Annotated in this window: 28 protein-coding genes; 15 read left to right on the top strand and 13 right to left on the bottom strand. The window is 56.2% G+C overall.

What is annotated here, in order from left to right; genetic code table 11:
• Positions 1-27 precede the first annotated feature (27 nt).
• The 8 genes from SH421x_RS19080 to SH421x_RS19045 form a co-directional block, all read right to left on the bottom strand.
• On the bottom strand, positions 28-729 hold the full coding sequence (locus SH421x_RS19080; RefSeq protein WP_488851477.1) for a hypothetical protein: 702 nt from the start codon (positions 727-729) through the stop codon (positions 28-30).
• Positions 726-1964, bottom strand: a complete 1239-nt coding sequence (locus SH421x_RS19075) for an HD-GYP domain-containing protein (RefSeq protein WP_488851475.1) — start codon at positions 1962-1964, stop codon at positions 726-728. Before SH421x_RS19075 ends, SH421x_RS19080 begins: the two co-directional genes overlap by 4 nt.
• 787 nt (positions 1965-2751) lie before the next feature.
• Positions 2752-3156 carry a hypothetical protein gene (locus tag SH421x_RS19070; RefSeq protein ID WP_488851472.1) on the bottom strand — a complete coding sequence of 135 codons (405 nt, stop codon included), beginning with the start codon at positions 3154-3156 and terminating at the stop codon, positions 2752-2754.
• Between the two features lie 85 nt (positions 3157-3241).
• Positions 3242-4147: a DUF1559 family PulG-like putative transporter gene (locus SH421x_RS19065; RefSeq protein ID WP_488851470.1), complete on the bottom strand. Its 906-nt coding sequence runs from the start codon at positions 4145-4147 to the stop codon at positions 3242-3244.
• A gap of 287 nt (positions 4148-4434) precedes the next feature.
• The gene (locus tag SH421x_RS19060) at positions 4435-4839 is read right to left on the bottom strand and encodes a hypothetical protein (RefSeq protein ID WP_488851468.1); all 405 of its coding nucleotides are present in this window, start codon (positions 4837-4839) and stop codon (positions 4435-4437) included.
• Positions 4840-4964: 125 nt separating this feature from the next.
• Positions 4965-5879, bottom strand: a complete 915-nt coding sequence (locus SH421x_RS19055) for a DUF1559 family PulG-like putative transporter (protein WP_488851466.1) — start codon at positions 5877-5879, stop codon at positions 4965-4967.
• A gap of 316 nt (positions 5880-6195) precedes the next feature.
• Positions 6196-7812 carry a chaperonin GroEL gene (groL, locus tag SH421x_RS19050; protein WP_488851464.1) on the bottom strand — a complete coding sequence of 539 codons (1617 nt, stop codon included), beginning with the start codon at positions 7810-7812 and terminating at the stop codon, positions 6196-6198.
• A gap of 62 nt (positions 7813-7874) precedes the next feature.
• The gene (locus SH421x_RS19045; RefSeq protein WP_488851462.1) at positions 7875-8204 is read right to left on the bottom strand and encodes a co-chaperone GroES; all 330 of its coding nucleotides are present in this window, start codon (positions 8202-8204) and stop codon (positions 7875-7877) included.
• Between the two features lie 374 nt (positions 8205-8578).
• Here SH421x_RS19045 and SH421x_RS19040 point away from each other — a divergent pair, with 374 nt between their 5' ends.
• The gene (locus SH421x_RS19040; protein ID WP_488851460.1) at positions 8579-8947 is read left to right on the top strand and encodes a hypothetical protein; all 369 of its coding nucleotides are present in this window, start codon (positions 8579-8581) and stop codon (positions 8945-8947) included.
• Between the two features lie 104 nt (positions 8948-9051).
• Here the strand turns inward: SH421x_RS19040 and SH421x_RS19035 are convergent, their stop codons facing one another.
• Together SH421x_RS19035 and hisI are read right to left on the bottom strand one after the other, a co-directional pair.
• Entirely contained in the window at positions 9052-9318 is a 267-nt protein-coding gene (locus SH421x_RS19035) for a hypothetical protein (RefSeq protein ID WP_488851458.1), read from the bottom strand.
• Positions 9319-9481: 163 nt separating this feature from the next.
• Positions 9482-9877, bottom strand: a complete 396-nt coding sequence (gene hisI, locus SH421x_RS19030) for a phosphoribosyl-AMP cyclohydrolase (RefSeq protein ID WP_488851456.1) — start codon at positions 9875-9877, stop codon at positions 9482-9484.
• A gap of 323 nt (positions 9878-10200) precedes the next feature.
• Between hisI and SH421x_RS19025 the strand changes: the two genes are divergently transcribed.
• The 3 genes from SH421x_RS19025 (at position 10201) to SH421x_RS19015 (ending at position 12383) form a co-directional block, all read left to right on the top strand.
• Positions 10201-10731 carry a glycosyltransferase family 2 protein gene (locus tag SH421x_RS19025; RefSeq protein ID WP_488851454.1) on the top strand — a complete coding sequence of 177 codons (531 nt, stop codon included), beginning with the start codon at positions 10201-10203 and terminating at the stop codon, positions 10729-10731.
• 563 nt (positions 10732-11294) lie between these two features.
• Positions 11295-11729, top strand: coding sequence for a helix-turn-helix domain-containing protein (locus tag SH421x_RS19020; RefSeq protein WP_488851452.1), 435 nt, complete (start codon positions 11295-11297; stop codon positions 11727-11729).
• A gap of 165 nt (positions 11730-11894) precedes the next feature.
• The gene (locus SH421x_RS19015; RefSeq protein ID WP_488851450.1) at positions 11895-12383 is read left to right on the top strand and encodes a transposase; all 489 of its coding nucleotides are present in this window, start codon (positions 11895-11897) and stop codon (positions 12381-12383) included.
• 49 nt (positions 12384-12432) lie between these two features.
• Here SH421x_RS19015 and SH421x_RS19010 read toward each other — a convergent pair whose 3' ends face one another.
• From SH421x_RS19010 to SH421x_RS19000, 3 genes are all read right to left on the bottom strand, one after another.
• Entirely contained in the window at positions 12433-13260 is an 828-nt protein-coding gene (locus tag SH421x_RS19010) for a DNA alkylation repair protein (protein ID WP_488851448.1), read from the bottom strand.
• 9 nt (positions 13261-13269) lie between these two features.
• Positions 13270-13596, bottom strand: coding sequence for a Dabb family protein (locus tag SH421x_RS19005; RefSeq protein ID WP_488851446.1), 327 nt, complete (start codon positions 13594-13596; stop codon positions 13270-13272).
• A 78-nt stretch (positions 13597-13674) separates the two neighbouring features.
• Positions 13675-14136, bottom strand: coding sequence for a GNAT family N-acetyltransferase (locus SH421x_RS19000; RefSeq protein ID WP_488851444.1), 462 nt, complete (start codon positions 14134-14136; stop codon positions 13675-13677).
• 385 nt (positions 14137-14521) lie between these two features.
• Between SH421x_RS19000 and SH421x_RS18995 the strand changes: the two genes are divergently transcribed.
• From SH421x_RS18995 to SH421x_RS18945, 11 genes are all read left to right on the top strand, one after another.
• Positions 14522-15307: a DeoR/GlpR family DNA-binding transcription regulator gene (locus SH421x_RS18995; RefSeq protein ID WP_488851442.1), complete on the top strand. Its 786-nt coding sequence runs from the start codon at positions 14522-14524 to the stop codon at positions 15305-15307.
• A gap of 34 nt (positions 15308-15341) precedes the next feature.
• Positions 15342-16055, top strand: coding sequence for a phosphate propanoyltransferase (pduL, locus tag SH421x_RS18990; RefSeq protein WP_488851440.1), 714 nt, complete (start codon positions 15342-15344; stop codon positions 16053-16055).
• A gap of 194 nt (positions 16056-16249) precedes the next feature.
• Positions 16250-16558, top strand: coding sequence for a BMC domain-containing protein (locus SH421x_RS18985; RefSeq protein ID WP_488851438.1), 309 nt, complete (start codon positions 16250-16252; stop codon positions 16556-16558).
• Positions 16559-16596: 38 nt separating this feature from the next.
• Positions 16597-16866, top strand: a complete 270-nt coding sequence (locus tag SH421x_RS18980) for a BMC domain-containing protein (RefSeq protein WP_002654586.1) — start codon at positions 16597-16599, stop codon at positions 16864-16866.
• Between the two features lie 53 nt (positions 16867-16919).
• Positions 16920-18107: an acetate/propionate family kinase gene (locus SH421x_RS18975; protein WP_488851435.1), complete on the top strand. Its 1188-nt coding sequence runs from the start codon at positions 16920-16922 to the stop codon at positions 18105-18107.
• A 3-nt stretch (positions 18108-18110) separates the two neighbouring features.
• Positions 18111-18563 (top strand): EutN/CcmL family microcompartment protein, encoded by a 453-nt coding sequence (locus SH421x_RS18970; RefSeq protein ID WP_488851433.1) that lies wholly within the window; start codon positions 18111-18113, stop codon positions 18561-18563.
• Positions 18564-18628: 65 nt separating this feature from the next.
• Positions 18629-20068, top strand: a complete 1440-nt coding sequence (locus tag SH421x_RS18965) for an aldehyde dehydrogenase family protein (protein ID WP_488851431.1) — start codon at positions 18629-18631, stop codon at positions 20066-20068.
• 4 nt (positions 20069-20072) lie between these two features.
• Positions 20073-20333, top strand: coding sequence for a EutN/CcmL family microcompartment protein (locus SH421x_RS18960; protein ID WP_488851429.1), 261 nt, complete (start codon positions 20073-20075; stop codon positions 20331-20333).
• A gap of 21 nt (positions 20334-20354) precedes the next feature.
• Positions 20355-21026, top strand: a complete 672-nt coding sequence (locus SH421x_RS18955; protein WP_488851427.1) for a hypothetical protein — start codon at positions 20355-20357, stop codon at positions 21024-21026.
• Between the two features lie 22 nt (positions 21027-21048).
• A complete protein-coding gene (locus tag SH421x_RS18950; RefSeq protein ID WP_488851425.1) occupies positions 21049-21339 on the top strand; it encodes a EutN/CcmL family microcompartment protein in 291 nt (96 codons plus the stop codon).
• Between the two features lie 62 nt (positions 21340-21401).
• On the top strand, positions 21402-22265 hold the full coding sequence (locus SH421x_RS18945; RefSeq protein ID WP_488851423.1) for a class II aldolase/adducin family protein: 864 nt from the start codon (positions 21402-21404) through the stop codon (positions 22263-22265).
• Position 22266: the final 1 nt, after the last annotated feature.

The raw sequence follows: 22266 nt of genomic DNA, 5'->3' as shown, positions 1-22266 counted from the left end.
CCGAGTTTCGAAATTCTTCCTGTGGCATTAAATTGCCTTCGGGTAGGGAAAGGATGTCTGAAGCAACTCGGCCGAGGAGGTTGGATCAGAGCAAGCGCTGGATCCCTGCTCAGGCAAGCAAAGCCGACAGCCGAAGACCGGAAACTCCGTCGTGATGGAAGCTTCTGTCCCCGCAAGTACGTGAACCAGCGACGCGCGGCCAGCATTCTGGCCTTCATGACCGCGTGACTGGGTCACGCCGCCAGAAAACAGCAACTTCCCGTTGGGAGCAAAGGCCATCACATGTCCGCTCGACGCAACGCCAAATTTGTGCGACTCCCGGCCGCCGTGATCTAGCACGACAACTACGTTTGGCAACTGCCGGCAACGCTTGATGTTGCTGGTCTCGCTCCACTCGGCGTTGTGCGCCGCCGGAACGGTCGCCAAGACGTATAGTCGCGGTTGTTGTGCCGTCGGAGTTTCTGTAATCGCTTGCTCCAATTCGGTCAGCGAAGCGACCGAGCAGGGACAGCGGGGATGCAAAAACAAGAGCACCGTCGGCCGATCGTCGGCCAAAGTCAATTGCGCTGCGCTGGGCCAGGCTTCAAGCGGCAGAGCTTCGCCATCGATCTGGAACGAGTACGAGGTCATGCTCCACCAAGCACAACAGATCGCGATCACCCAGCCGCTTAGGATCATCGAGACCGGCCATTGCCAGCGAGAAAAGATGTTACCTGTGGATGCGCTCACTTGTTATTGTCTCGTAAAAGTTCGGCGATCCAGAGAACCTCGGGGAGCGCTTCGTCAAATGCATCCACCATGTCGGGATCGAACTGTTTTCCTCTTTCTGCGCGAATCATATCGACGCATTGCAGCGGAGGAATCGCCTCTTTGTAGGGACGCTTACTCGACAATGCGTCAAACACGTCCGCTACCGCGACGACTCGCGCTTCGATTGGGATCTCTGCGCCTGCTAGACCTTGGGGGTAGCCGGCTCCGTCCCAGCGTTCGTGATGACTCATCGCAATCCGCGAAGCAATCCGCAGCAAATCGGCATTCGCTTGACCAGCTTCGCCGGCGATGAGATTGTCGATGACGAAGTTCCATTGCGTTTCCGGCTCGACAATCGAACGTCCCCATTCGGTATGTTGCTGCATCAGCTGACGCTCTTCGAGGGTCAGTCCGCTCGGTTTGTGCAAGATCGAGTCAGGCACCGCGACTTTGCCGATGTCGTGTAACGGCGCTGCGGCTTGGATCATGCGGACCAATTGGGACGGCAGTCCGACATTCCGCGCGATCAGACCGGCGTAGCGGGCTACGCGCAGATTGTGGTTGCCTGTCAACTCGTCTCGAAATTCCGCCGCTCGAGCCAGGCAAGCGATGATCAGACCTTGGGTCCGTTCCAATTCGCGCGTACGAAGTTGGACGAGATGTTCTAGTTTTTGATTTTGATTGCGTAGCCAGTCTTTCAAATGCTGGGCGCTCAAAGCATTCCGAATCCGGGGAATCAATTCCTCGGCCAAAATGGGCTTTTGCAGAAAATCGGTCGCTCCTAACTCCAAAGCAGTGCGGCGATGTGATACGTCGGCCGAGGCGGTCAACAGAATCACAGGCGCCAACAGCTGATCGGTCGGCGTGGTAATCGCTTGCAAAAATCCGAGCCCATCCAACTCTGGCATCATTAAGTCAAGCAGCAGCAGATCAGGAGGATTGGTGCGAACGACCTCCAAAGCAGTCAGCGGATCGGTGTAAAACTCAAGCCGCTCGAATCCCTCGTTACGCAGATAGGCTTCTGCAAGGGCCAGATTGATTGGCTCGTCGTCAACGGCAATGATCCGCTTCAACCGCAGATCGCGATCACTGAATTGTAACTGTTCCGGCGGTTGGGGCTCTGTTCTCTTTTTGACAGAGATTTCGCTCTCTCGTTGCAACGACGGCGGTACGCCAACCGATTGGCAAGTTAAAGCAGAAATTAAGGAATCCATGGCTATTTGTCTTAATCCAACTGACTTCCGCCTTGGCAAGAACCAGATCGAACGAAAATGATTTCGCTAAACATGTCACGGTCACCACTCGATTGCTCAAGAATCCAGTGGAAAGTAAGCCAGGCTATCGGGGGCGTCTCTTATCAGAGGGTAGGACGTAAGTTTGATGACGTTTTGCAACCAGCGGCCAAACGCAGGCAGGATTGGGAAACCAGAGTCCGATCATGCCGGTCCTAACGAAAAAAGGGGCCAGCTGCGCCAAGCGTTGGCAAGAAACAAAAGTGACCGCCGTAGGGAGACCACGGCGGCCACGCAGTTGGATAAGGAGTCGTCAGGTGTGTGGTGTTGGAGGAAGGAGTCGCGAAGAGCCGTTAATTTTGTGTGGAGCTCCCCAGGTGATTCTCGGCTTCCTGGGAGAGCGTGAGAATCATGGGGATCTGACTCGCTACCAATGCAAGCATCGCGCCGAAAACGCCGCGCGCGACGAAAAGCCTAGTTCGAGTTGGAAATGTACAACTTGGACCCTCTAGCAGCTCGTCTCGGATCGAGCTTGCCTATTCCTCAGGCAGAGAGCGATTGCTTTGCGCGCGGTTCCTTTAGTCAAGCAAGAGAACGCGATAAATCGGACATCTTTGCCTCTCCGATTGGTGATCCAAGGAATCGATCGGCGCATTAAAAAACGTCGTCCTACAGGACGACGTTTTCAAGCGTGCAATTTTGGTTACTTTCGTTTTTTTGAATAGAGACCGCAGCGGTTCGCGAGAAGTCTTAGATGTGATTGGCGAAGCTAAGGCTTGCTTGTTAATTCAAAATCTTGGCTCTCCAGATTCTCGGCGACGTTTAGCTTGAGCTGCGAGCTTTTGTTGTATCGTGCCGGAATTGATTCGACGAACTTCGTAGAGTCCCCTTCAATGTTCGCTTTCCCACCGGGAAGAGGAACTTCTTTCATGGCCGAAATCTCAACCGCTTTATCGCCAGGCATCGTCTTCAACTCATAGACTCCATCGACGATCGCGGCCTCGGCGCTGCCGACTTGCCGCGTGGGATCACGTAGCAAAATCATGCCATCGGTGACCGGCTGGCCATCGAGCGTGACACGACCTTGGACCGTAAAAGTGGTTGGCGAACTGCTGCTGCAGCCAGATAGTAGCGGCGTCGATAGCAAAGCGATAAGGATGGTAAATCGCAACATAACTAATAATGTTCCCTCGGTAATCGGTAAACTCTGAAGCCGCGCAGAAAGTCCAGTGAGTGACGTACAACTATCCGCGTCGTGATTAGAACTCGCCGAGAACTTCGCCGCCGCCTCGTGTGCTCAGCGATTGCCAAGTGGATAGATTGATTGTCTCGGCGACAAATCGGGTCGAACCGTCCGTTAAGCAGGCCATTACCCCGCCTGGATGGTAGCTGCGAGCCGAGTTTTGCAGCGCGTCCGAAGTGCTGGTTGCAACGCAGGGAGCCTTGGGGAATGTGGTCGTCTTGCACGAGTAAATGCGATCAGCCACGCTCGTGTTTGGCGATTCGATCGTGGTGAATCCATAAGCGCCCCAAGGAGCGCCGCCCCAATAGGCGCCGATTTCTCCCCAACTGCCGGTACCGGGGCGCTTGACTCCTTCGCTCATCAGCAATGTGTTGGAAGTGCCGTCAATCACATCCCGAAAACCGTTGTTCGACTTGTAGTAGAAGATCCCGTTCAGCTTGGCGGTGCGGTGCATTTGCTGATTGCCCGTGTTGACGACATAGTTGCCCTGGAAGCCGTTGGTCGAATTGCCGCCGTTCGCGTCTTGATTCGCCTCCGATGGGCAGAGGAGCCCGTCAATTTTTACGCGTTGAATCGTTGCAGGCACATGCATCAGATAGGGCTGAGTATCCGCTTTCACCAAGTCAAACAGCGACGTCTGCTCCATGAAAGGCAAGATCGATTGCATCCAGCAGATTCGTTTGTGAATTGTCATGTCTGCGTCGTCGCCGATGAATCCCCAGGGAAGAGAGCCGTAGGTGTCGTGATAGTTGTGCATCGACAGACCAAGCTGCTTGAAGTTGTTCGAGCAGGACATCCGCCGCGCCGCTTCACGCGCTTGTTGCACCGCAGGCAACAGCAACGCGATCAGCACGCCGATGATCGCGATCACAACTAACAGTTCGACCAGCGTGAACGCTGGTCGGCGATTGGTAAGATTCATTGAAATGCCTCGATCGTGATGGAAGTAAGGATGTATCAGAAGGATCTATCCGCTAGTACTTCGCACGTTACGTGCCGAAAATTGCTTCCCACTTCATTGCGCATTGAGGACTTTTGCGCGCAAAGGACCCCGCCGGTCGCGGTAGATTTTTCAATCGGCGAGAATCAGGTTGCTGCTCTATTAAGCAACGAGGCGACCATGCAGCGAGAGGGCGTTGAAGATTGTTGATGCTAGAAGAGTAAGTGCAAGCGGCTCCTCGAATGAGGGGGACTTGAGCGAGGTTCGTTCTAAGGCTTGCTCGTTAATTCAAAATCTTGAGATCCGAGATCGGGGCCCACCTGGACTACCAAGATTGATTTCTCATTGTATCGGGCGGGCAACGCTTCGATCTTGGTTGTCGTGTCCCCTTCTTCATTGGGCTTGTTGCCGGGCAGCGGCACTTCTTTGAACATCGAGATCTCGACGCGTTTCTCGCCGGCGAGCGATTCCAATTGATAAGCGCCATCTTTGATCCGCGCTTCCACACTACCGACTTCGCCTGCTAGATCTCGAAACCAAATGTAACCAGCCGGGATCGGCTTGCCGTCTAGGGTGACTCGACCTTTGACTTGGTACTTTTGCGGACCAACCGGCCCGCAGCCAAGCGTGGCCGATGCTGCGATCAACAAGCAGCAAAGCATAAATCGAGTCATAGAAAACTGTCTGGAGTGGAACACGGTGGGAATTTCCAATCTGCTGGATTGATCGTTGTGGCCCGCGATCTCAACTTGGGCGCGCCACGGCTCTGGGCGCTGCTGAAGCATGCGGCGCCTCGGGGTTAGTAATCTCCTACGACTTCGCCGCCGGCTCGTGTGCTGAGGTTCTTCCAAGTTTGCAGATTGATGGTATCGGCAACAAATCGTGTTGATCCGTCCGCGAGTCCCACCATGACGCCCCCAGGATGATAACTGCGAGCGAAGTTCTGCAGCGCATTGGTCGTGCTGGTCGCGATGCAAGGGGCTTTGGCGAAATCGGTCGTCTTGCACGAATAGTTGCGGTCCGAAACGGTCGTATTGGGGGATTCCAGCGTCGTATAGCCGTAGGCGCCCCAGAGCGCGCCTCCCCAGTAGCCGCCGATCTCTCCCCAGGCAAGCGCATTGCCGGGCCGCTTGACCCCTTCGCTCATCAGCATGGTGTTGGACGAGCCATCGACCAAGTCGCGAAAGCCAATCCCTGAGTCGGGAAAGAAAATTCCATCCAATTGGTTGGACCGATGCATCTGATCATCGCCGGTGCAGCCGATGTAGTTACCCTGGAAGCTAAAGTTTTTTGAGTTACCGCCGCGGGCGTCAGGATTCACTTCAGAAGGGCAGATTAGGTCCGAGACGACGACCTGTTGAATGCCGGCCGACTCAGGAATGGAATGGACCTGGTCGGTTTGATCGGCGTAATAGAGATCGTAGAGCGGCTGCTGTTCGATATACGGCAGCACTACCTGAAACCAACAGAGTCGCCGATGGACGGTGATTTTGAATTCGGTGATAAAACCGCACGGCATCGTCCCATGAGTCGCATGGTAGTTGTGCATCGCCAAGCCGACTTGCTTCAGATTATTTGAGCACGACATCCGCCGAGCTGCTTCGCGCGCTTGCTGCACCGCCGGCAACAGCAACGCGATCAATACGCCGATGATCGCAATCACCACCAACAATTCGACAAGTGTAAAGCCAGAGCGGCGAGCAGAGGAAAGCATAAGCGTCTCGGATGCGAGCGTCGTTGTATAAAATCGAGAGCAAGATTCTATGCAACCCGCATGCCGCAGCGAGATTTCGCCAAAATACCGGCAAGAAACCGTCCTCAGCGCAAAGAAATTACCATTTCCCACTTAGATTGCACGAGAAATCAGCAACCGGGCGCCGTAGTCATCGGCGATGGCGCGGCTTTCCGATTGACGCCTGAAGAATGGTCGAGCCAAAAAAAAGGGCCGCATTGGGATGCGGCCCTTCTTCGTATCGCAGCGACAGCAAAACGCAACTCGGGGAGGAGTCGCGCTGTTGCTGCCGAATCGATTAATACATGTCGTGATCGCCGCCGTGTCCGCCTTTGGCGTCCTTCTTCGGCTTTTCGGCGATCAGCGCGTCGCTGGTCAGCAGCAAGGTCGCCACACTGGCCGCATTGGACAGAGCGGTTTTGGTGACGCGAGCCGGATCGATGACGCCCGACTTGACCAGGTCTTCGTAGACGTCGGTCAAAGCGTTGTAACCGAAGTTACCTTTGCCTTCGAGAACCTTTTCGCAAACGATGCTGCCATCTTTGCCAGCGTTGTTCGAGATCGTTGTGATCGGAGCGCGGCAAGCGCGGATCACGATGTTGTAGCCGATCTCTTCATCGTGGGTCAGATCTTTGGCCTTCACTTCCGCCGCAGCGCGAAGCAAAGCGACGCCGCCGCCTGGCAAAATGCCTTCAGCCGCCGCAGCGCGAGTTGCGTGCAGCGCGTCTTCGACGCGAGCCTTCTTCTCTTTCATTTCGCTTTCGGTCGCGGCGCCAACGTTGACTTTGGCGACACCACCGGCCAACTTGGCCAAGCGTTCTTCCAGCTTTTCTTTATCGTAATCGCTGGTCGACTTGTCGATTTCGCGACGGATCTGCGTGATGCGATCCTTGATGTGCTGGGTTTGGCCGGCGCCTTCGATGATCGTCGTGTTGTCTTTGTCGACGATGACCTTCTTGGCGCGACCTAGTTCAGCCAGCCCTAGGCTTTCGAGCTTGATGCCCAGGCTCTCGAAGATCGCGGTGCCGCCGGTCAGGATGGCGATATCTTCCATCATCGCTTTGCGACGATCGCCGTAACCAGGAGCTTTGACCGCACAGCACTTGAAGGTGCCGCGGAGACGATTGATGACCAACGTGGCCAGCGCTTCGCCTTCGATGTCTTCGGCGATGATCAACAGCGGCTTGCTTTGTTGAACGACCGCTTCGAGAACCGGAACCAGATCCTTGATGTTGGTGATCTTCTTTTCGAAGACCAGCACGTAGCAATCTTCCAGCACGCACTGCATCGTCGCGGCTTCGCTGACGAAGTACGGCGAGAGGTAACCGCGATCGAACTGCATCCCTTCGACCCATTCGACTTCGGTCGCCAGGCTCTTGCCTTCGTCGACGGTGATGACCCCGTCTTTGCCGACCTTTTCCATCGCGTCAGCGAGGAGCTGACCGATTTCGCGATCGTTGTTAGCTGCGATGCAGCCGACGTTCGCCATCTCTTCTTTCTTCTTGATCGGAATCGACATTCCGGTCAGCTTGGCGGTGATATCGGCGACCGCCTTTTCAATGCCCGCCTTCATATGAATCGGGTTGACGCCGGAGACGACCGCACGCAGACCTTCGTTGAAGATCGCTTCGGCCATCAGCGTCGCTGTCGTGGTGCCGTCACCGGCGACGTCGCTGGTTTTGCTGGCGACTTCACGAACCATCGCGGCGCCCATGTTTTCATAGACGTCTTCTAGCTCGATCTCTTTGGCGACGGTCACGCCGTCCTTGGTGACGGTCGGGCTGCCGAAGCTCTTCTGCAGAATGACGTTGCGTCCCTTGGGACCCAAAGTCGTCTTTACTGCTCTGGCCAATTTGGAAACGCCGCGACGAATCGCTTCGCGTGCTTCCTGGTCAAACGCAATCATTTTCGCCATGAAAGTTCACTCCTGTAAGGATTTAGCTTGTTCGGGTTGGTGATCCGTGCGAGGGATGCAGACTAATCAAGCAAAACGGCTTGAATGTCGTCTTCGCGGATCAGGATGACTTCTTCATCGCCGATCTTGAACGTGTCGCTGCCGGCGTAACGGCCGAACACCACGCGATCGCCGGGAGCAACCTGCAGCGGTGAGCGAGTGCCGTCGTCCAGCAAACGACCATTTCCAACGCTCACGACAATGCCGCGCGAAGGCTTGTCTTGAGCGGCGCCCGGCAGAACGATGCCGCCGGCGGTCATTTCTTCGCTTTCGTCACGCTTCACGACCACGCGGTCGCCGAGCGGTTGCAGACGGGGCTTAGAAGCAGTTTTCTTTTTGGTCGCGGTCGCCATTCGTCGATTTCCTCCGAGAATGATCCTGGATCTAGGAACATAGGGATATGCCGATGCCAGGGCCCAGGGGCGCACCGGCTGCCAATCTTGCGGAATTTCAAGACGAAGCTCCTTAATAGCAACCGGTGTGCCAACAAACTGGCTTGTGTCGTAAGTCCCTATATAGCAACCAACTTTGCAGCTAGAAACTTGGGCAGGAGATCTTTTGCAGCAGCGGTCTGCCAATCTGACAGCAGCGACCAGTCGCCAAACAGCGCCGCGAGATAATTGGGACCAAGCCAAGAATCGACTTGCTTTGATGTTTCGTCTCCCTGATCATGCTGCGTACCCCTGTTGGCTGCTTTTTAACTTCCCCCTTGGTGAGGGCGCCTCCCATGCAAAAGCTGATTCTCCCGTTGGTTCTGTTCTGCTGTATTAGTGCAACGGCGATCGCGGTCGCCAAAAACGGGAAAGAAAAGCCCGATCGGCCCCGCGGCACGTTTGCCGTAGAGATGTGCTCGCTCGGAAACGGCCGCTGGACGGCGATCCGCTACAACCGCGTCACCGGCGAAAGCGCCGAGATGCAGGAAGGCGCCTGGGTAAAGATCGCGGCGCCCCATAATCTAGAAGATCGAACCGGCGCCTATCGAATCGAGCTAACGCAAACCACCCCCGGCCGATTCGCCGCGTTGTTGTTTGACGAAGATGACGGCGACGCATGGCATTTGAACGATGGGCGATGGTTGCCGATCGCAGGTCACTAAGACTCGGCGAGCGGTGAATTTGCTCCCTTCAGACGTTTAGTAAATAGAGAAAGGACCGCCAAGTTGTGCGGTCCTTTTTGTCCTTGGGGATTGCTCGTCGGGTACTACTTCGCCAGATAGTAGGCGATTACGCTCACGACCCAGGCCCCCGTCCAAATACCCATGATGTGGCGCGCATGCAGCTTGTCGGCTTTTAGCCAACCCACGATAAAGGAGATGAGAAAGCCAAGTCCGCATACAGCAGTCGCCAGACAGACGATTCCAAGTGTTACTTCATCGTTCTGGAACAACTTCATGATCACCATAATGAAGCAGCCAAGGATAATTATCCCGCAGACGCCCAGCACGAACATCATCAGAATTGACAGCATTTAGTTCCCCCCCAGTCAAAAGATGTATTACCCCTGCAACAGCCGACCAATATATCGGGGGGAACTTCTGCAGCCTAGCAAGAAAATGCGCAACTGCCGGCATAATTCTGGTTTGGGACGCGGCGAGTGCAGGACTTGTTGAAATGAGAAGGCGGCGGGCAATCTACCCCTTTTTCCCATACGCTGCCGCCGGATCAACCAAGCGATCTCCCACTATTAGCGTCTCGGTCGGCGTAATCTGGCGGAAAAAACAGGTGCGGTAGCCTTCGTGGCATGCAGCGCCTGCTTGCCGAACTTTTAGCAGCACCGTGTCGGCGTCGCAGTCGACAAAGATGCTAACTACTGTCTGCACGTGCCCGCTTTCTTCTCCTTTGCGCCACAGTTTGCCCCGGCTGCGGCTGTAATAAACGGCGCGTCCGGTGGCGAGGGTCTCGGCGAACGACTCCGGATTCATCCAGGCCATCATTAATACTTGGCCATTATCGGCATCTTGCGCGATTGCGGGGACCAAGCCACCGGCTTTGACGAAATCCGGTTCGCGGGGGAGATCGATCGGCATGACCGCGGCGCCTTTTCGAGAGGGAGTTTAGGGGGCTGACTCAGTTTGCGACGCGACGGCGGGGTTGGTCAAGTCGGCAAGCGAACTTCAATTGGGGCCGCAGGGGGATTTCCCCTCTGCAATTGACATGACCCAATTTTGCCGCACGAACGGACTAAGCACACTTGAAACGGGGAGATTGAAAAAGGTTCAGCCTTCCGCCGATCTTTCCCAAAGCAGGTGCTATCACTCCGCAATGATCTGATAGTAGGCCCCCCGAAGGTGACCGTTCTGGGAATGATTCCCAGTTCGCATGATGACATTGATTGAAAAGAGGTGAGACGTTGGATAAGTCGCTGAGCCTAATCATGCCGGTTCATAACGCTCAACAGTGGCTGGCGCGCGATGTCGAACGTCTTCTCGACGTCATTCCAGAAATGACCAATCGCTTTGAAGTCATCATCATTGACGATGGATCGACTGATCACACCGAAGAAGCCGCGCAAGAGCTGGCTTACCGTTACCCGCAAATCAAATTGTGTCGTCATAGCCGCTGTACGGGGATCGCCGCTGCGATTGATACCGGTAGTCGTCTGGCGCAGGGAGAGGTCGTGCTCATCCACGATACCCGCAAGCCGGTGGTCGAAGCTGATCTGCTCAGCATGTGGTCAATGCATCAAGAGAACGCCGCACGGCCGGTAGCTGCAGCGCCGCAAATCCCGTCATCCGCGGGACTTGGGTTCGATCAGAATCTGCTAGAACGGCTGATGCGGTGGGGATCCGACGTCAAAAAAGAGCGTCCAGCCCACTCGCCAGACCTGCTGCCGCGACCGAACTTCCTCCGCAAAGTGACTAGTTTCGCGCTGGGAGAATAATTCCGGCAAAAAAACTAACAGCAGGATCGTCAGCGCTAGATGCAAACTTGTGGCATCAATTTGGAAATAGCTGATTATTAATCCTTGAAATCGTGCCAAAACTCCGCTAGAATTCAAAGTTGCTAGAGGGACATCCAGGTCCATTCTTCCTAAAAGAGGCACTTTCGGATTTATTTCGTGCCTGGAAGGTTTCTCGGGCAATCCCATCACTTTCTGGGGCCGCTCTTCAAGTCTCATCAAACCTGAGCGACTCCAGAGAAAACTAGACGTCGGGATACGCGATCACAATCAACTCAGGACAGTTGATTGCGGCAGCGGCGGGTTAGTGGAACAGAGTTCGATTTCCATTTTGTGGGCAATTTTTACATTCCGACTTGTTCGGTTTTTGGTTGCTGCGCAGCAAGGAACTTGCCGCTTTGTTTTGCTCCCATTTCGGCGTCTCCGGAACTTAGGGAGGACAGATTATGGCAACGGTTCCCTTCGAACTGACTCGCGGTTCGTTAGCCTTTGTATCTCCACGCATTCGCGCACAGCCGTCCAGGCCGCTGCATCGAATTCGAGAGGTGCGTAAGGAACAAGGCGTCTCGCTCCGCACGGCGGCGCGGCGACTAGGAATTACTTCCTCGCAAGTGCGCGACGAAGAAGAAGAAACTTCGGATTTGCTTCTGAGCCAGCTTTATCGTTGGAGTCAGGCGCTGGACGTTCCTGTCCAGGATCTGCTGGAAGAGCCAGAGTGCGATCTTTCGGCTCCGATTCGAGAGCGAGCCCAGTTGGTTCGCGTCATGAAGACCGCAAAAGCGATTCTCGAGCGGGCCAAAGAGCCAAGCATTCGTATTATGGCCGAGACGCTCGTCAATCAACTGAACGACATTATGCCGGAGTTGAATGACGTGAATGCCTGGAACAATGTCGGTCAGCGACGTTCGCTAGACGACTTGGGCCGGACGGCCGAACGGAGCTTCTCCGAAGATTCGATCATCCGCTCGATGCGCGATTGAAGTCGAAAAGATCAACTTTTGCGCGGCCCGGTCGCATTGCCGACCGCCGCGCTACGCGGAAAACGTAGAAATTTTCTCAAGACAAAACACTAGCCCGCAGCGCCAGCGAGGGAATCCGGCATCTACTTCAATTGATATCCGCATCGCCCAAACAATGCAGCGATCATGCCGCCCGTTGATCCCAATCAGCCTCCGCAGCCAGATCCAGTGGGCTATCTGCTGACTTGGACCGTCTTCGGCACTTGGCTGCCAGGAGACACGCGAGGTTGGATTCGACGCAATCAAGGAAACCAAGCCCCTGACGACATACGAGAGAAGTATGCGCGCAAGAGCATGCTCGAGACGGATGCCTTACTTGAGTCATCACAGCGAAAACTTGTCGAAGATACGATTCGGGCACACTGCATTCATCGAGGTTGGGAGCTGCACGCGCTCAATTGTCGCAGCAATCACGTACACGTTGTCGTGTCCGCATCGGCGCCGCCCAAGGTGGTTCTTCAGCAGCTTAAAGCTGGGACTGCAAGAAAGCTAAATCAGCTTGGGCCACAGAGAAATAAATGGTGGACCGAGCGTAGTAGCGGTCGGTATTTGAATTGTCAGAAGAGTTTGGAAGCAGCGGTTGTTTACGTGATTGAGGGGCAGGATCGTAAGTGATAGGCGCCGCTTTCCCTCGCTGGCGCAGCGGGCTAGTGTTCTGTTTTTTCTATTTGCGCAGCGTCCGTAGCGCGCGATGGACAATCCGCGCCGTTTGCGGCGTTGGTGATTCGCTTTGCCAGCGAGCGCAGGTCTTTTGCACCCAGTCAGGTTGTGACTTGCTGGCGTCATTCAGCCAGTTGGCGACTGAGTCTTGCACGTATTTGGTTTCGTCGCTGTTGCACGCATCCAGCAACTCGGTAATCGGCGTCGGATCTGCTTTCAGCCGTTTCAGATGGGTGCACCAAACGCCGCAGGGACGGGTGACTTCGATCGCAAAGCGGCGGATAAAAGGGTGCGAATCAACGGCCCATGGCTGCAAGCGATGGACTTCATCAATCAGCGCATCCGGGGCAGGGGAGCGAACGCACATCCACGCGATTTCGCGGACGCCTGCGTTGGCGTCGATCGCAAACTTGCGAACCCGCTTTAGTCGCTGAGCAAACGTCAGTCGCGGGTTGGCGCCATCCGAGAAAGCGGCCCAGATGCGGACAACATCGCTAGAATGCGTCGCCATCTGGTCGTAGATCGCCGCCGCGTCTGCTGCTTCGGCTAACGCCGCATGAAACGCAGCGCCAATGCCGGTACTGCGCTGCATTACGCCTGCTTCGTTTAGACTGCGGGCTGTTTTCAAAAGCGTCTTCTGCGATTTCTCGTCAGCAAAACCGATCTCAGGCAAGATCGCTTTCAGCAACTTGGCCTGGTCGATGACGAGCCATTCGACCAAGTTGCGTGATTCGATCTGCCCGGTGTTCAGCGCTTTCAGCACATCCGCCGGAACTTCGCTGCGGCGGCGAGCCGGCTTGCGGGCGATCAGCTCTTCGATGCTGCGCGGCACGGCTTGGTCCTAAGCTCCGCCAACGGTCGAATCGAAGACGCGAACTTTCGCCCAGCTTTCTTTGTTGTTGGCGATAAATTCCAAGTGACGTTCGGCAACTTGATAGGCGTTCTGGGATTCAAGGGAATCGAAGATCGTATGCAGAGCGACATCAAACGCACGATCATTGACCGGGCGATCCAGCTCAGGTGTCAGCAGGCCAGCGGCGTAAAAGATGCAGCCAGGATGACCAGACAGATATTTATGGCACTCGGCGACCAACGCTTCTTTCGCTGCATCCGATTGGTCTTTGAGCGTGAAGAAAACGTTGTGGGCGATTTGCTTGCGATCAGGCATGGGGTATCTCGTGCGTATTCAAGTCAGAAGCGGGAAAAGGCTACTCTAACTAGACTTTGTCGAATCGGCAATCGGCGGCTATTGGTAGCCGTGCCGGCGATAGAAAGCGACTGCGGGAGCCCAGGTGGAGAGAGTCTCGGCCGTTAGATGCCGAACGCCTGCTTCCCAGGCGTTCCGTTCTAAGGTGGATAGTAGTGCAGATGCAATCGCCTGGCGTCGAGCAGCGGCGTCAACCATTAACCAGTGAATGCGCCCCGCTGTCCCCTCGGCTTCTAGCGTCACTGTTCCGAGTACTTGCTGAGTGGAGGATTCGATCGCCCACCAAAGTCTGGTCGGAGAGAACCAAGCCCGCTCGGTAATCTCGCGTTCAAATCTGGATAAGCTCCAGCGTTCCTGGCCATTTAGGAAGTTGGCCCCATGCAGGCGGAGCCAATCCTCGGCAGAAGGGCGCATTGCGAAAGGGACAATCGCAGCGGTCGACTGAGTAACAGTCGGCGGCTCGGAAGAGATCCACTTGCTCAAGATTAGGGGAAGCGACATCGATATTTTGCTGAGGATTTTGGGGGAGAAACGAAAGATGGTGGTTTCTGGCGAAAAACGCGATTAGGGATGTTTTTTCCGGTTATGTCAGATGAAGGTCTCTTCACTCATGACAGAATACCACCATTCCGATTTGGCAGTTCTTGCTCATTTCAGTGATTTTAGTGGTTGTTTTGTCGTTATTCTTTTCCTCAAGTGCCTAGAGTGAAATGCGTAAGTACTGCTAGCAATTGGATTTGCGTCAATATGAGCGATTTGCGAACTTGATTCGCCGCCAAATGCGCAAAAACTTTCACCAGGTGATTGTTTTTCAGCAAATTGGGATGCATAATCTAGGTCAAGTAAAGAAAGAAGTTAAACTGGTACCCTTCAGGATCCCCCAGACATGCAAGCGGACGTGCGGAGAGCACGGCTGTTAGAGATGGTGCGATCGCGAGGATTCGCGTCGCTGCCAGATCTGGCGAGCGAACTGGAGGTTTCGGAATCGACGGTTCGTCGTGACCTAGACTCTTTAGAGGACCTAGGTTCGGCCAAACGGACGCATGGCGGCGTCTTTTATACCGGACCGGCGCCCAATCTCCCACACTTCGAGCTGCGTCAGGAGATGCAGTGGGAGAAGAAGCGACAGATCGCTCGAGCGGCGAGCGTGCTGATCGAAGATGGCGATACGGTGCTGCTGGATGGCGGAAGCACAACCTATGAGCTGGCGCAGCTATTGGTCGGGCGAACGCTGCAAGTGGTCACCAACTCACTGCCGGTCGCGAACTTGTTCATGGCCAGCAGCACGACCGATTTGATTTTTGTCGGCGGCTACGTTCATAACCGAACCGGAGTTTCGGTCGGACCGTACGCCACTGAAATGATCGCCAAGCTCAACGCTCGGCGGGCAGTGCTGAGCACCGCCGGAATCACCGAACATGGACTTTACAACAGCAATCTGTTGTTGGTCGAAACCGAACAAGCGATGGTCCGCGCCGCCGGCGAAGTGATCATCGTCGCCGATAGTACGAAATTCGGACGGCAGAGCCTGGCTCACCAATGTCCGCTGGATGAAATCGATCGCTTGGTGGTCGATGACCAGATAACGCCTGAGTGGCTAGCGGTGCTGCAAGACGCGGGGATCGATACGATCATCGCCGACAGTGCGACGCCGATTGACGCTGTACGTTAAACCCTTTGCATGCCTCGTCGATAAGTTCCCCCCTATGACGCAAGCTCCGACTCTCGATCGCTCGACCATCGAACGTATTGTTCGCCAGATTGTCGCCGGCAACTCGGCTCCGGCCGCTGCTGCCTCGTCTCCGGTGGTCAGCGCGCAGCGCAAGTTGGTGGTCAGCATCTCGGCCCGCCACGTGCATCTGACGGATGCACACGTCGAAACGCTGTTTGGTCCCGGTCACACGTTGACCCCGATGAAGGACCTGTATCAAGACGGCTTTTACGCCGCCGAAGAGACCGTGATGGTCGTCGGCCCGCGTCGTCGGATGCTAGAGAAGGTTCGGATCCTTGGTCCGACGCGCGACTATAGCCAAGTCGAGCTGGCCTTTACCGATGCGATCTCGCTCGGCATTGACGTTCCGGTTCGCGCCAGCGGCAAGATCGCCGGAACGCCGGGCTGCGTGCTGGTCGGTCCGCGCGGCGTGGTTGATCTCACTGAAGGGGTCATCCGAGCCGAACGACACGTGCATATGAATCAGAGCGACGCGAAGTTCTATGGAGTCGCCAACGGCGATCGCATGAACCTGCGAGTAGTTTCTCACGGCTGCACGGTTTTGTTTGAGGATCTATTGGTGCGAGCCGATCAGGTCAGCAAGCTAGAAGTTCACCTCGATACGGATGAGGGGAACGCCGCCAACTTGGATGCGGCGACCGAAATCACGCTGCTGAAGCAGGAGCCATGCGGGTGCAAATCGCACTAGCAAGCTTGATCTGCTGCGGCGCGCTACGAGTTATAAACGTCCGCGCCGGCTGCTTTTGAGACTGCACCTTGATGAGAGAAGGTCGGTCGCGGACGTTTTTGATAGACAACTTGAATGTGACGCCGTTTTCACGCGAGTGAACGCGGCAATTTGAAATTTCGTTTCCTGTTTTATGAATCGGGAGAGACAACCCCATGGCGAAGGCAATGGAAGCGTTGGGCATGATCGAGACGAAGGGCTTTATTGCTCTCGTCGAGGCGACCGACGCAATGATGAAAGCTGCGAACGTCAAGTTCGTTGGCTGGGACAAAGTTGGCAGCGGTTTGGTTTCGGTTTTCGTGACCGGTGATGTCGCTGCGGTCAAAGCCGCTACCGACGCTGGCGTCGCGGCTGCCGGACGCATCGGCGAAGTGGTCAGCGTTCAGGTGATTCCGCGTCCGCACGATGACCTCTCGGTCGTGTTGCCTCCTTCGGTTAACTACGGCGGCGGTTCGCCCGGTTAGTCTTCATTCACGAGTATTCCCAACAGGAATTTGAAGCGATGAACAGTGCAATTGGTCTGATTGAAACCAAGGGATTGGTTGGCTTGGTCGAAGCGACCGACGCCATGGCGAAAGCCGCCAACGTCAAAATTACGAAGCGCGTCAACATCGGCGGCGCCTTTATCACGGCTGTTGTGACCGGCGATGTCGGCAGCGTTCGCGCTGCGGTCGAAGCAGGCGCCGCGGCTGCTCAGCAGGTCGGCGAACTGGTCGGCAGCCATGTGATTCCGCGTCCGGCGGATGGTCTGGTCGAAGCCTACTTCAGCTAGTCGTCAGGTTGTTCGTTTTTTCCCGGTACGCACAGGATGGAGCCTAGGACGTCATGAAGATTTTGGTAGCCAACCTCGGTTCGACCAGCTTCAAATATCGCTTGCTTGACATGGAGAGCGAAACGCAGCTTGCCCGCGGCGGCATTGACCGCATCGGGGGCGGCGAAAGCTCTTGTTCAGTCGAGATCGGTAATTGGAGCGAAAATCGAACCGCGCATGTCCCTGATCATGCAGACGCCGTGCAGCAATGCTTGGCGCAGCTGACCGATCCGGAACATGGCTGTCTGCAATCGGCGGATGAAGTTGCCGCGATTGGCTTCAAGGCGGTTCATGGAGGACGCGTCTCGGGCGTACAACGCGTGACTCCAGAAGTGTTGGAAGCGATGTCGGAAATGAGTCCCGTCGCCCCAGCGCACAATCCGCCCTACATCAAAGCAATGCGATTGTTGGCGGAGAAACTGCCTGAGATGCCGTTGGTAGCGGCGTTTGAAACCGGTTTTCATCAGACCATCCCCAATCGAAATCGCTACTACGCGATTCCGAAAGCGTGGTCCGAAGAGTACTTGATCAAGCGTTGGGGGTTTCATGGGGCGAGCCACCGATTTATCGGAGTTCGTTCCGCCGAGCTATTGGGACGCAGCGACCTGCGAGTGATCTCATGTCATCTGGGCGGCAGCAGCAGCTTGTGCGCAATTCGCGCCGGCGAAAGCCAAGCGACCACGATGGGAATGAGCCCACAGACAGGTTTGCCGCAAAACAATCGGGTCGGCGACTTTGACGCCTATGTCCTACCGATGCTGATGGACAAGACAGGCAAGTCGTTAGAAGAAGTCCTCGCCTATCTCGGCAGCCATGGCGGGTTGTTGGGGATCAGCGGCGGGCTCAGCGGCGACATGCGTGATTTAGAAAATGCGGCCGCCAGCGGCAACGCCGACGCGCAACTGGCGCTCGACGTTTATATCAGCGAAATCCGTCGCTATTTGGGCGGCATGCTGATCGAACTGGGGGGCGCGGACGCCATCGTCTTTACCGGTGGAATCGGGGAGAACGGCAAAGAAGTTCGTGCAGCCGTTTGTGCGAACCTGAGCGAACTGGGGATTGAACTGGACGCGACGAAAAACGACGCCGTCCGCGGCGAGTCGGCAATTCATGCCGATGGCGGCCGCACGCAAATTTGGGTCATTCCGACCAACGAAGAGTTGATCGTAGCCCGGCAAACCAAGCAACTGTTGGAGAGCTGATCGATGTTCATCGCGAAAGTGACCGGCTCGGTCGTCGCCACGCAAAAAGTGCAGTCGATGGTCGGCAACAAGTTGCTGGTCGTCGAACCGTACCGCTTGGAGCCGAAGGACCGTAGTTCGCTCGTCACCACGGGACGAACCTTTATCGCCGTCGACATGCTAGGCGCCGGAGTCGGCGACTACGTGTTGATCACGCAAGGCTCCAGCGCTCGCTTGACGCCGGAGACCAAGCACTTGCCGATCGACTGTGTGGTGGTCGGGATCGTGGATCAGGCGCATATCGATCATGCCTGCGTCTATTCGCGAGAAGAGATGCAGCAGGTCGAGAAGCAACCGGAACCGAAGCCAGAACCAGTGGCCAAGAAGCCGAAACCCAAACCGGCGCCCGCTCCAAAGCCTCATCCCACTCCAGAAGCGGAACCGACGCCCGAAGCGAAATCCGACTCGGACGAATAGTTTTCACCGAACAGCGACACCCTTACGCGGCCTGAGCGCGTACTACGATAACGAAAGTTTTCGCCATGCAAATCGACGAATCCTTGATCCGCAGCGTCGTTGCCCAAGTGCTGGCCGAAGTCGGCCAGGCGCCGGCTGCAACCAGCGGTTTCACCGGTCGCCGCGGCATTTTTGATTGTGCCCACGAAGCGGTTCACGCCGCTCGTGAAGCGTTCGAGCGTCTCTCCGAACGGACCAAAGCCGATCGCAAGCAGGTCATCGATATCATCCGCCGGATTGCGATGGACCAAAAGGTCGAGCTCGGCACGATGGAGATGAACGAAACGCAAATCGGTCGTCTGGCGCACAAGATTGAGAAGCTGGAAACGTTGGGCAAAATGACCCCCGGCGTCGAGTTTCTCGAAAGCAAGGTCTACAGCGGCGATCACGGCTTGGCCATCATCGAGCCTGCTCCGTTTGGCGTCATCGGCTGTATCACGCCGGTCACCCACTCGCTGCCAACCATCACCGGCAACGCGATCAACATGATCGCCGGCGGCAATACGCTGGTGGTCAACCCGCATCCCGGCGGCAAGCTGGTCGCCGCCGAAGGCGTTCGTCGCTACAACGAAGCGATCTTCCGCGCCATCGGGATCGACAATCTGATCTGCGTGATCGCCGAGCCCACGCTCGAAACCGCGGACATCATCTTCCATCACCGCGATGTGGCGATGATCTGCGTTACCGGCGGACCGGCTGTCGCCAAAGCGGCCCTCAACTCAGGCAAGAAAGCGGTCGTCGCTGGACCTGGCAATCCGCCGGTCGTGGTCGACGAGACCGCCGATCTCGATCGAGCCGCGCGCTGCATCATCCAAGGTGGAGCCTACGACAACAACCTGTTGTGCATCGCTGAGAAAGAAGTCTTCGTCGTCAACTCGGTCTTTGATGACCTGATGAAAGCGATGGAGCGAGCCGGCGCCGTCCGTTTGAACTCGACCGAGATCGACAAGCTGACACGCGTCGCGATCTCAGAAGTCGAAGTCAACGGCAAAAAGAAAATGGTCGCCGCCAAAGATTTCATCGGCAAAGACGCCGCCGTATTGGCCAAGGCCGCCGGCAAGACGATCAACTCGCAAGTCGAGCTGATCTTTGGTGAAACGGACGAACACAACCCGTTTGTCCCGGTCGAACAGATGATGCCGTTCATTCCTTTCGTTCGCTGCCACGACGTGGACGAAGCGATCGAAAAGGCGAAATACTATGAACATGGCTTCCGCCACACGGCGATCATTCACTCCAACAATGTCCGCAATATGACCCGCATGGGTCGTGCGATGGACACCACGTTGTTTGTCAAAAATGGTCCCTGCATGGCGTCATTGGGCTTAGGGGGCGAAGGTTACATCTCGTTCTCAATCGCCACGCCGACCGGTGAAGGGGTCACCACGCCGTTGACATTCACACGGCAACGCCGCTGCTCGTTGATTGACGATCTGTGCATCCTCGGTCACCCGGGCAAGGGCTAAGCAAATGAATTTGGCCAAGGTAGTCGGCACGGCGACCAGCACCGTCAAGCATCCTTCGATGCAAGGCTGGAAGCTGCTAGTCGTGCAACTGCATCAAACCGATGGCGTGACCCCGGACGGGCATCCGCTGTTGGCGATTGATGCGATCGGCGCCGGGCCCGGCGAGACCGTGATGATCACCAGCGACGGCGAGGCGACTCGCGAATTGCTGGGCTTCCCGAAGACGCCAGTCCGTTGGACGGTCATCGGAATCGCAGACGAATAACAGAAACGCTTCGAGCAAGTCATGCAACTAAGTCCGGAACAAATCGAACGCATCGTGCGGCTGGTCGTCCAGCAGGTACGTGGGCTCTCGAAGAGTTCCGAGCCAGCTGCGCCGACCGCTTCCAGCGTCGAGATTTCAACCGATGGCAGCGAAGTTGCTTTGGCCGATCGCGTGGTCACGATGGAGACGCTGGAGGGCAAGATCGGCGGCGCCAAGGCGCTGGTGGTTTCCCCCAAGGCGATTGTGACTCCGGCTGTACGCGACGCATTGCGAGCACGCGGCGTGCAACTGCGACGTGATAGCGAAGTCGCCAAGCGAGCCAAAAAGTCAGTCGAAGTATTGGCCTTTGCCGCCAGCGGCGTCACCTCGTGGCGCGAACGAGGACCAGTCGGCGTCTTTATTGATTTGACGTCGACGGTCAAGCAAGCGGCGTTGGCCGCCAAACAAGACAAGATTGTGATTTTGCTGACCGAGTCGCCTGAGGCGGCTTGTTGTGCGGCGAATCGCGACGCGGAGATTCGTGCGGTGTCGGTCGACTCGACTGCGACGCTGGATCGAGTTCTGCCGCAAACCGCTGCGAATGTCATCGCCGTCGATCCCAGCAAGATCGCCCGCGACGAGATCGCAAACTTCATGGAAACAATTCATCGGTATCAGACCGTCGCAACACCGGCGGCGCTGCTGCAGAAATAACCACCAACTAGACGAAGAACTCATGCGAATCGCAGAAATCGTCGGCAAGGTGACGCTTAGTCGCGTTCACCCCAGCTTGCAGGGCGCCCAGCTCAAACTGGCCGTGCCGCTGACGCTGGAACATTTGCGCGGCGAGGGTGATTTTCTGGAGGATGAATTTTTGGTGGTGTACGACTCCCTTTCGGCAGGCGTGGGCGAACAAATCGCGCTCAGCGAAGGGGGAGAAGCGGCCCAGCCGTTTTATCCAGAACTCAAGCCGGTCGACGCGTACAACGCGGCGATCCTCGATACCATTCATTTACGTGACCAATAATTGACTAGTCACCCCGCAATTGACTAGCAACCCTGTCTCCCAGTTTAGCGAGCAGACAAGCGATGATGAACGTTCACCGTATCAAACAAGACATATGTGAAATCGGCCGCCGAATCTACAACAAGGGATTCGCCGCCGCCAATGACGGCAACATCACCGTTCGCGTCAGCGAGAATGAGATTCTCTGCACGCCGACGATGCAGTCCAAAGGCTTCTTAAAGCCTGAAGACATCGCCACGATCGACATGACCGGCAAGCAGATCGCCGGCAGCAAGCCGCGATCCAGCGAAGCGCTGCTGCACCTAGAGATCTACCAGCGTCGCGCCGACATCAAGAGCGTCGTCCATTGTCATCCGCCGCATGCGACCGCCTTTGCGATTGCTCGTGAGCCGATCCCGCAATGCGTGCTGCCGGAAGTCGAAGTCTTCCTAGGCGACGTCCCGATCACCAAGTACGAAACCCCAGGCGGCAAAGCCTTCGCCGAAACGATTCTGCCGTTCGTCGACAAGACCAACATCATCTTGTTGGCGAACCACGGCACCGTCAGCTACGGCGAAACGGTCGAACGCGCTTACTGGTGGACCGAGATCTTAGACGCCTACTGCCGCATGCTGATTCTGGCCAAGCAATTGGGCCGCGTCGAGTTTTTCTCAGAAGAGAAAGAACGCGAACTGCTCGACCTGAAGCAGCGTTGGGGTTGGAGCGATCCGCGCAACACCGAAGAGTACAAAGATTGCGACATCTGCGCCAACGACATCTTCCGCGACAGCTGGAAAGATTCGCTGATCGAACGCAAAGCGTTTCCGGCGCCTCCGGCGATGGGCCCCAACGCCAACAAAGCGGCGGCCCCGGTGACCAGCGATCAAGAAGCATTGATTCAAGCGATCACCAGCCGCGTGATGGCCGAGTTGTCGAAGCGATCGTAAT

The organism is Blastopirellula sp. SH421 (genome assembly GCF_057808535.1).
The sequence above is the reverse complement of the archived record's forward strand: the minus strand, read 5'-3'. Positions and strand labels throughout refer to the sequence as shown.

What these genes read in the sequence shown, in the direction of transcription:
- groL (WP_488851464.1), bottom strand. Translation starts at nt 7,812, where the DNA reads ATGGCGAAAATGATTGCGTTTGACCAGGAAGCACGCGAAGCGATTCGT.
- SH421x_RS18980 (WP_002654586.1), top strand. Translation starts at nt 16,597, where the DNA reads ATGAACAGTGCAATTGGTCTGATTGAAACCAAGGGATTGGTTGGCTTG.
- SH421x_RS18975 (WP_488851435.1), top strand. Translation starts at nt 16,920, where the DNA reads ATGAAGATTTTGGTAGCCAACCTCGGTTCGACCAGCTTCAAATATCGC.
- SH421x_RS19015 (WP_488851450.1), top strand. Translation starts at nt 11,895, where the DNA reads ATGCCGCCCGTTGATCCCAATCAGCCTCCGCAGCCAGATCCAGTGGGC.
- SH421x_RS19000 (WP_488851444.1), bottom strand. Translation starts at nt 14,136, where the DNA reads ATGTCGCTTCCCCTAATCTTGAGCAAGTGGATCTCTTCCGAGCCGCCG.
- SH421x_RS18970 (WP_488851433.1), top strand. Translation starts at nt 18,111, where the DNA reads ATGTTCATCGCGAAAGTGACCGGCTCGGTCGTCGCCACGCAAAAAGTG.
- SH421x_RS19065 (WP_488851470.1), bottom strand. Translation starts at nt 4,147, where the DNA reads ATGAATCTTACCAATCGCCGACCAGCGTTCACGCTGGTCGAACTGTTA.
- SH421x_RS19055 (WP_488851466.1), bottom strand. Translation starts at nt 5,879, where the DNA reads ATGCTTTCCTCTGCTCGCCGCTCTGGCTTTACACTTGTCGAATTGTTG.
- SH421x_RS18965 (WP_488851431.1), top strand. Translation starts at nt 18,629, where the DNA reads ATGCAAATCGACGAATCCTTGATCCGCAGCGTCGTTGCCCAAGTGCTG.
- SH421x_RS18995 (WP_488851442.1), top strand. Translation starts at nt 14,522, where the DNA reads ATGCAAGCGGACGTGCGGAGAGCACGGCTGTTAGAGATGGTGCGATCG.
- SH421x_RS18960 (WP_488851429.1), top strand. Translation starts at nt 20,073, where the DNA reads ATGAATTTGGCCAAGGTAGTCGGCACGGCGACCAGCACCGTCAAGCAT.
- SH421x_RS19040 (WP_488851460.1), top strand. Translation starts at nt 8,579, where the DNA reads ATGCAAAAGCTGATTCTCCCGTTGGTTCTGTTCTGCTGTATTAGTGCA.
- SH421x_RS18955 (WP_488851427.1), top strand. Translation starts at nt 20,355, where the DNA reads ATGCAACTAAGTCCGGAACAAATCGAACGCATCGTGCGGCTGGTCGTC.
- SH421x_RS18985 (WP_488851438.1), top strand. Translation starts at nt 16,250, where the DNA reads ATGGCGAAGGCAATGGAAGCGTTGGGCATGATCGAGACGAAGGGCTTT.
- SH421x_RS19075 (WP_488851475.1), bottom strand. Translation starts at nt 1,964, where the DNA reads ATGGATTCCTTAATTTCTGCTTTAACTTGCCAATCGGTTGGCGTACCG.
- hisI (WP_488851456.1), bottom strand. Translation starts at nt 9,877, where the DNA reads ATGCCGATCGATCTCCCCCGCGAACCGGATTTCGTCAAAGCCGGTGGC.
- SH421x_RS18945 (WP_488851423.1), top strand. Translation starts at nt 21,402, where the DNA reads ATGATGAACGTTCACCGTATCAAACAAGACATATGTGAAATCGGCCGC.
- SH421x_RS18950 (WP_488851425.1), top strand. Translation starts at nt 21,049, where the DNA reads ATGCGAATCGCAGAAATCGTCGGCAAGGTGACGCTTAGTCGCGTTCAC.
- SH421x_RS19005 (WP_488851446.1), bottom strand. Translation starts at nt 13,596, where the DNA reads ATGCCTGATCGCAAGCAAATCGCCCACAACGTTTTCTTCACGCTCAAA.
- pduL (WP_488851440.1), top strand. Translation starts at nt 15,342, where the DNA reads ATGACGCAAGCTCCGACTCTCGATCGCTCGACCATCGAACGTATTGTT.
- SH421x_RS19035 (WP_488851458.1), bottom strand. Translation starts at nt 9,318, where the DNA reads ATGCTGTCAATTCTGATGATGTTCGTGCTGGGCGTCTGCGGGATAATT.
- SH421x_RS19060 (WP_488851468.1), bottom strand. Translation starts at nt 4,839, where the DNA reads ATGACTCGATTTATGCTTTGCTGCTTGTTGATCGCAGCATCGGCCACG.
- SH421x_RS19045 (WP_488851462.1), bottom strand. Translation starts at nt 8,204, where the DNA reads ATGGCGACCGCGACCAAAAAGAAAACTGCTTCTAAGCCCCGTCTGCAA.
- SH421x_RS19070 (WP_488851472.1), bottom strand. Translation starts at nt 3,156, where the DNA reads ATGTTGCGATTTACCATCCTTATCGCTTTGCTATCGACGCCGCTACTA.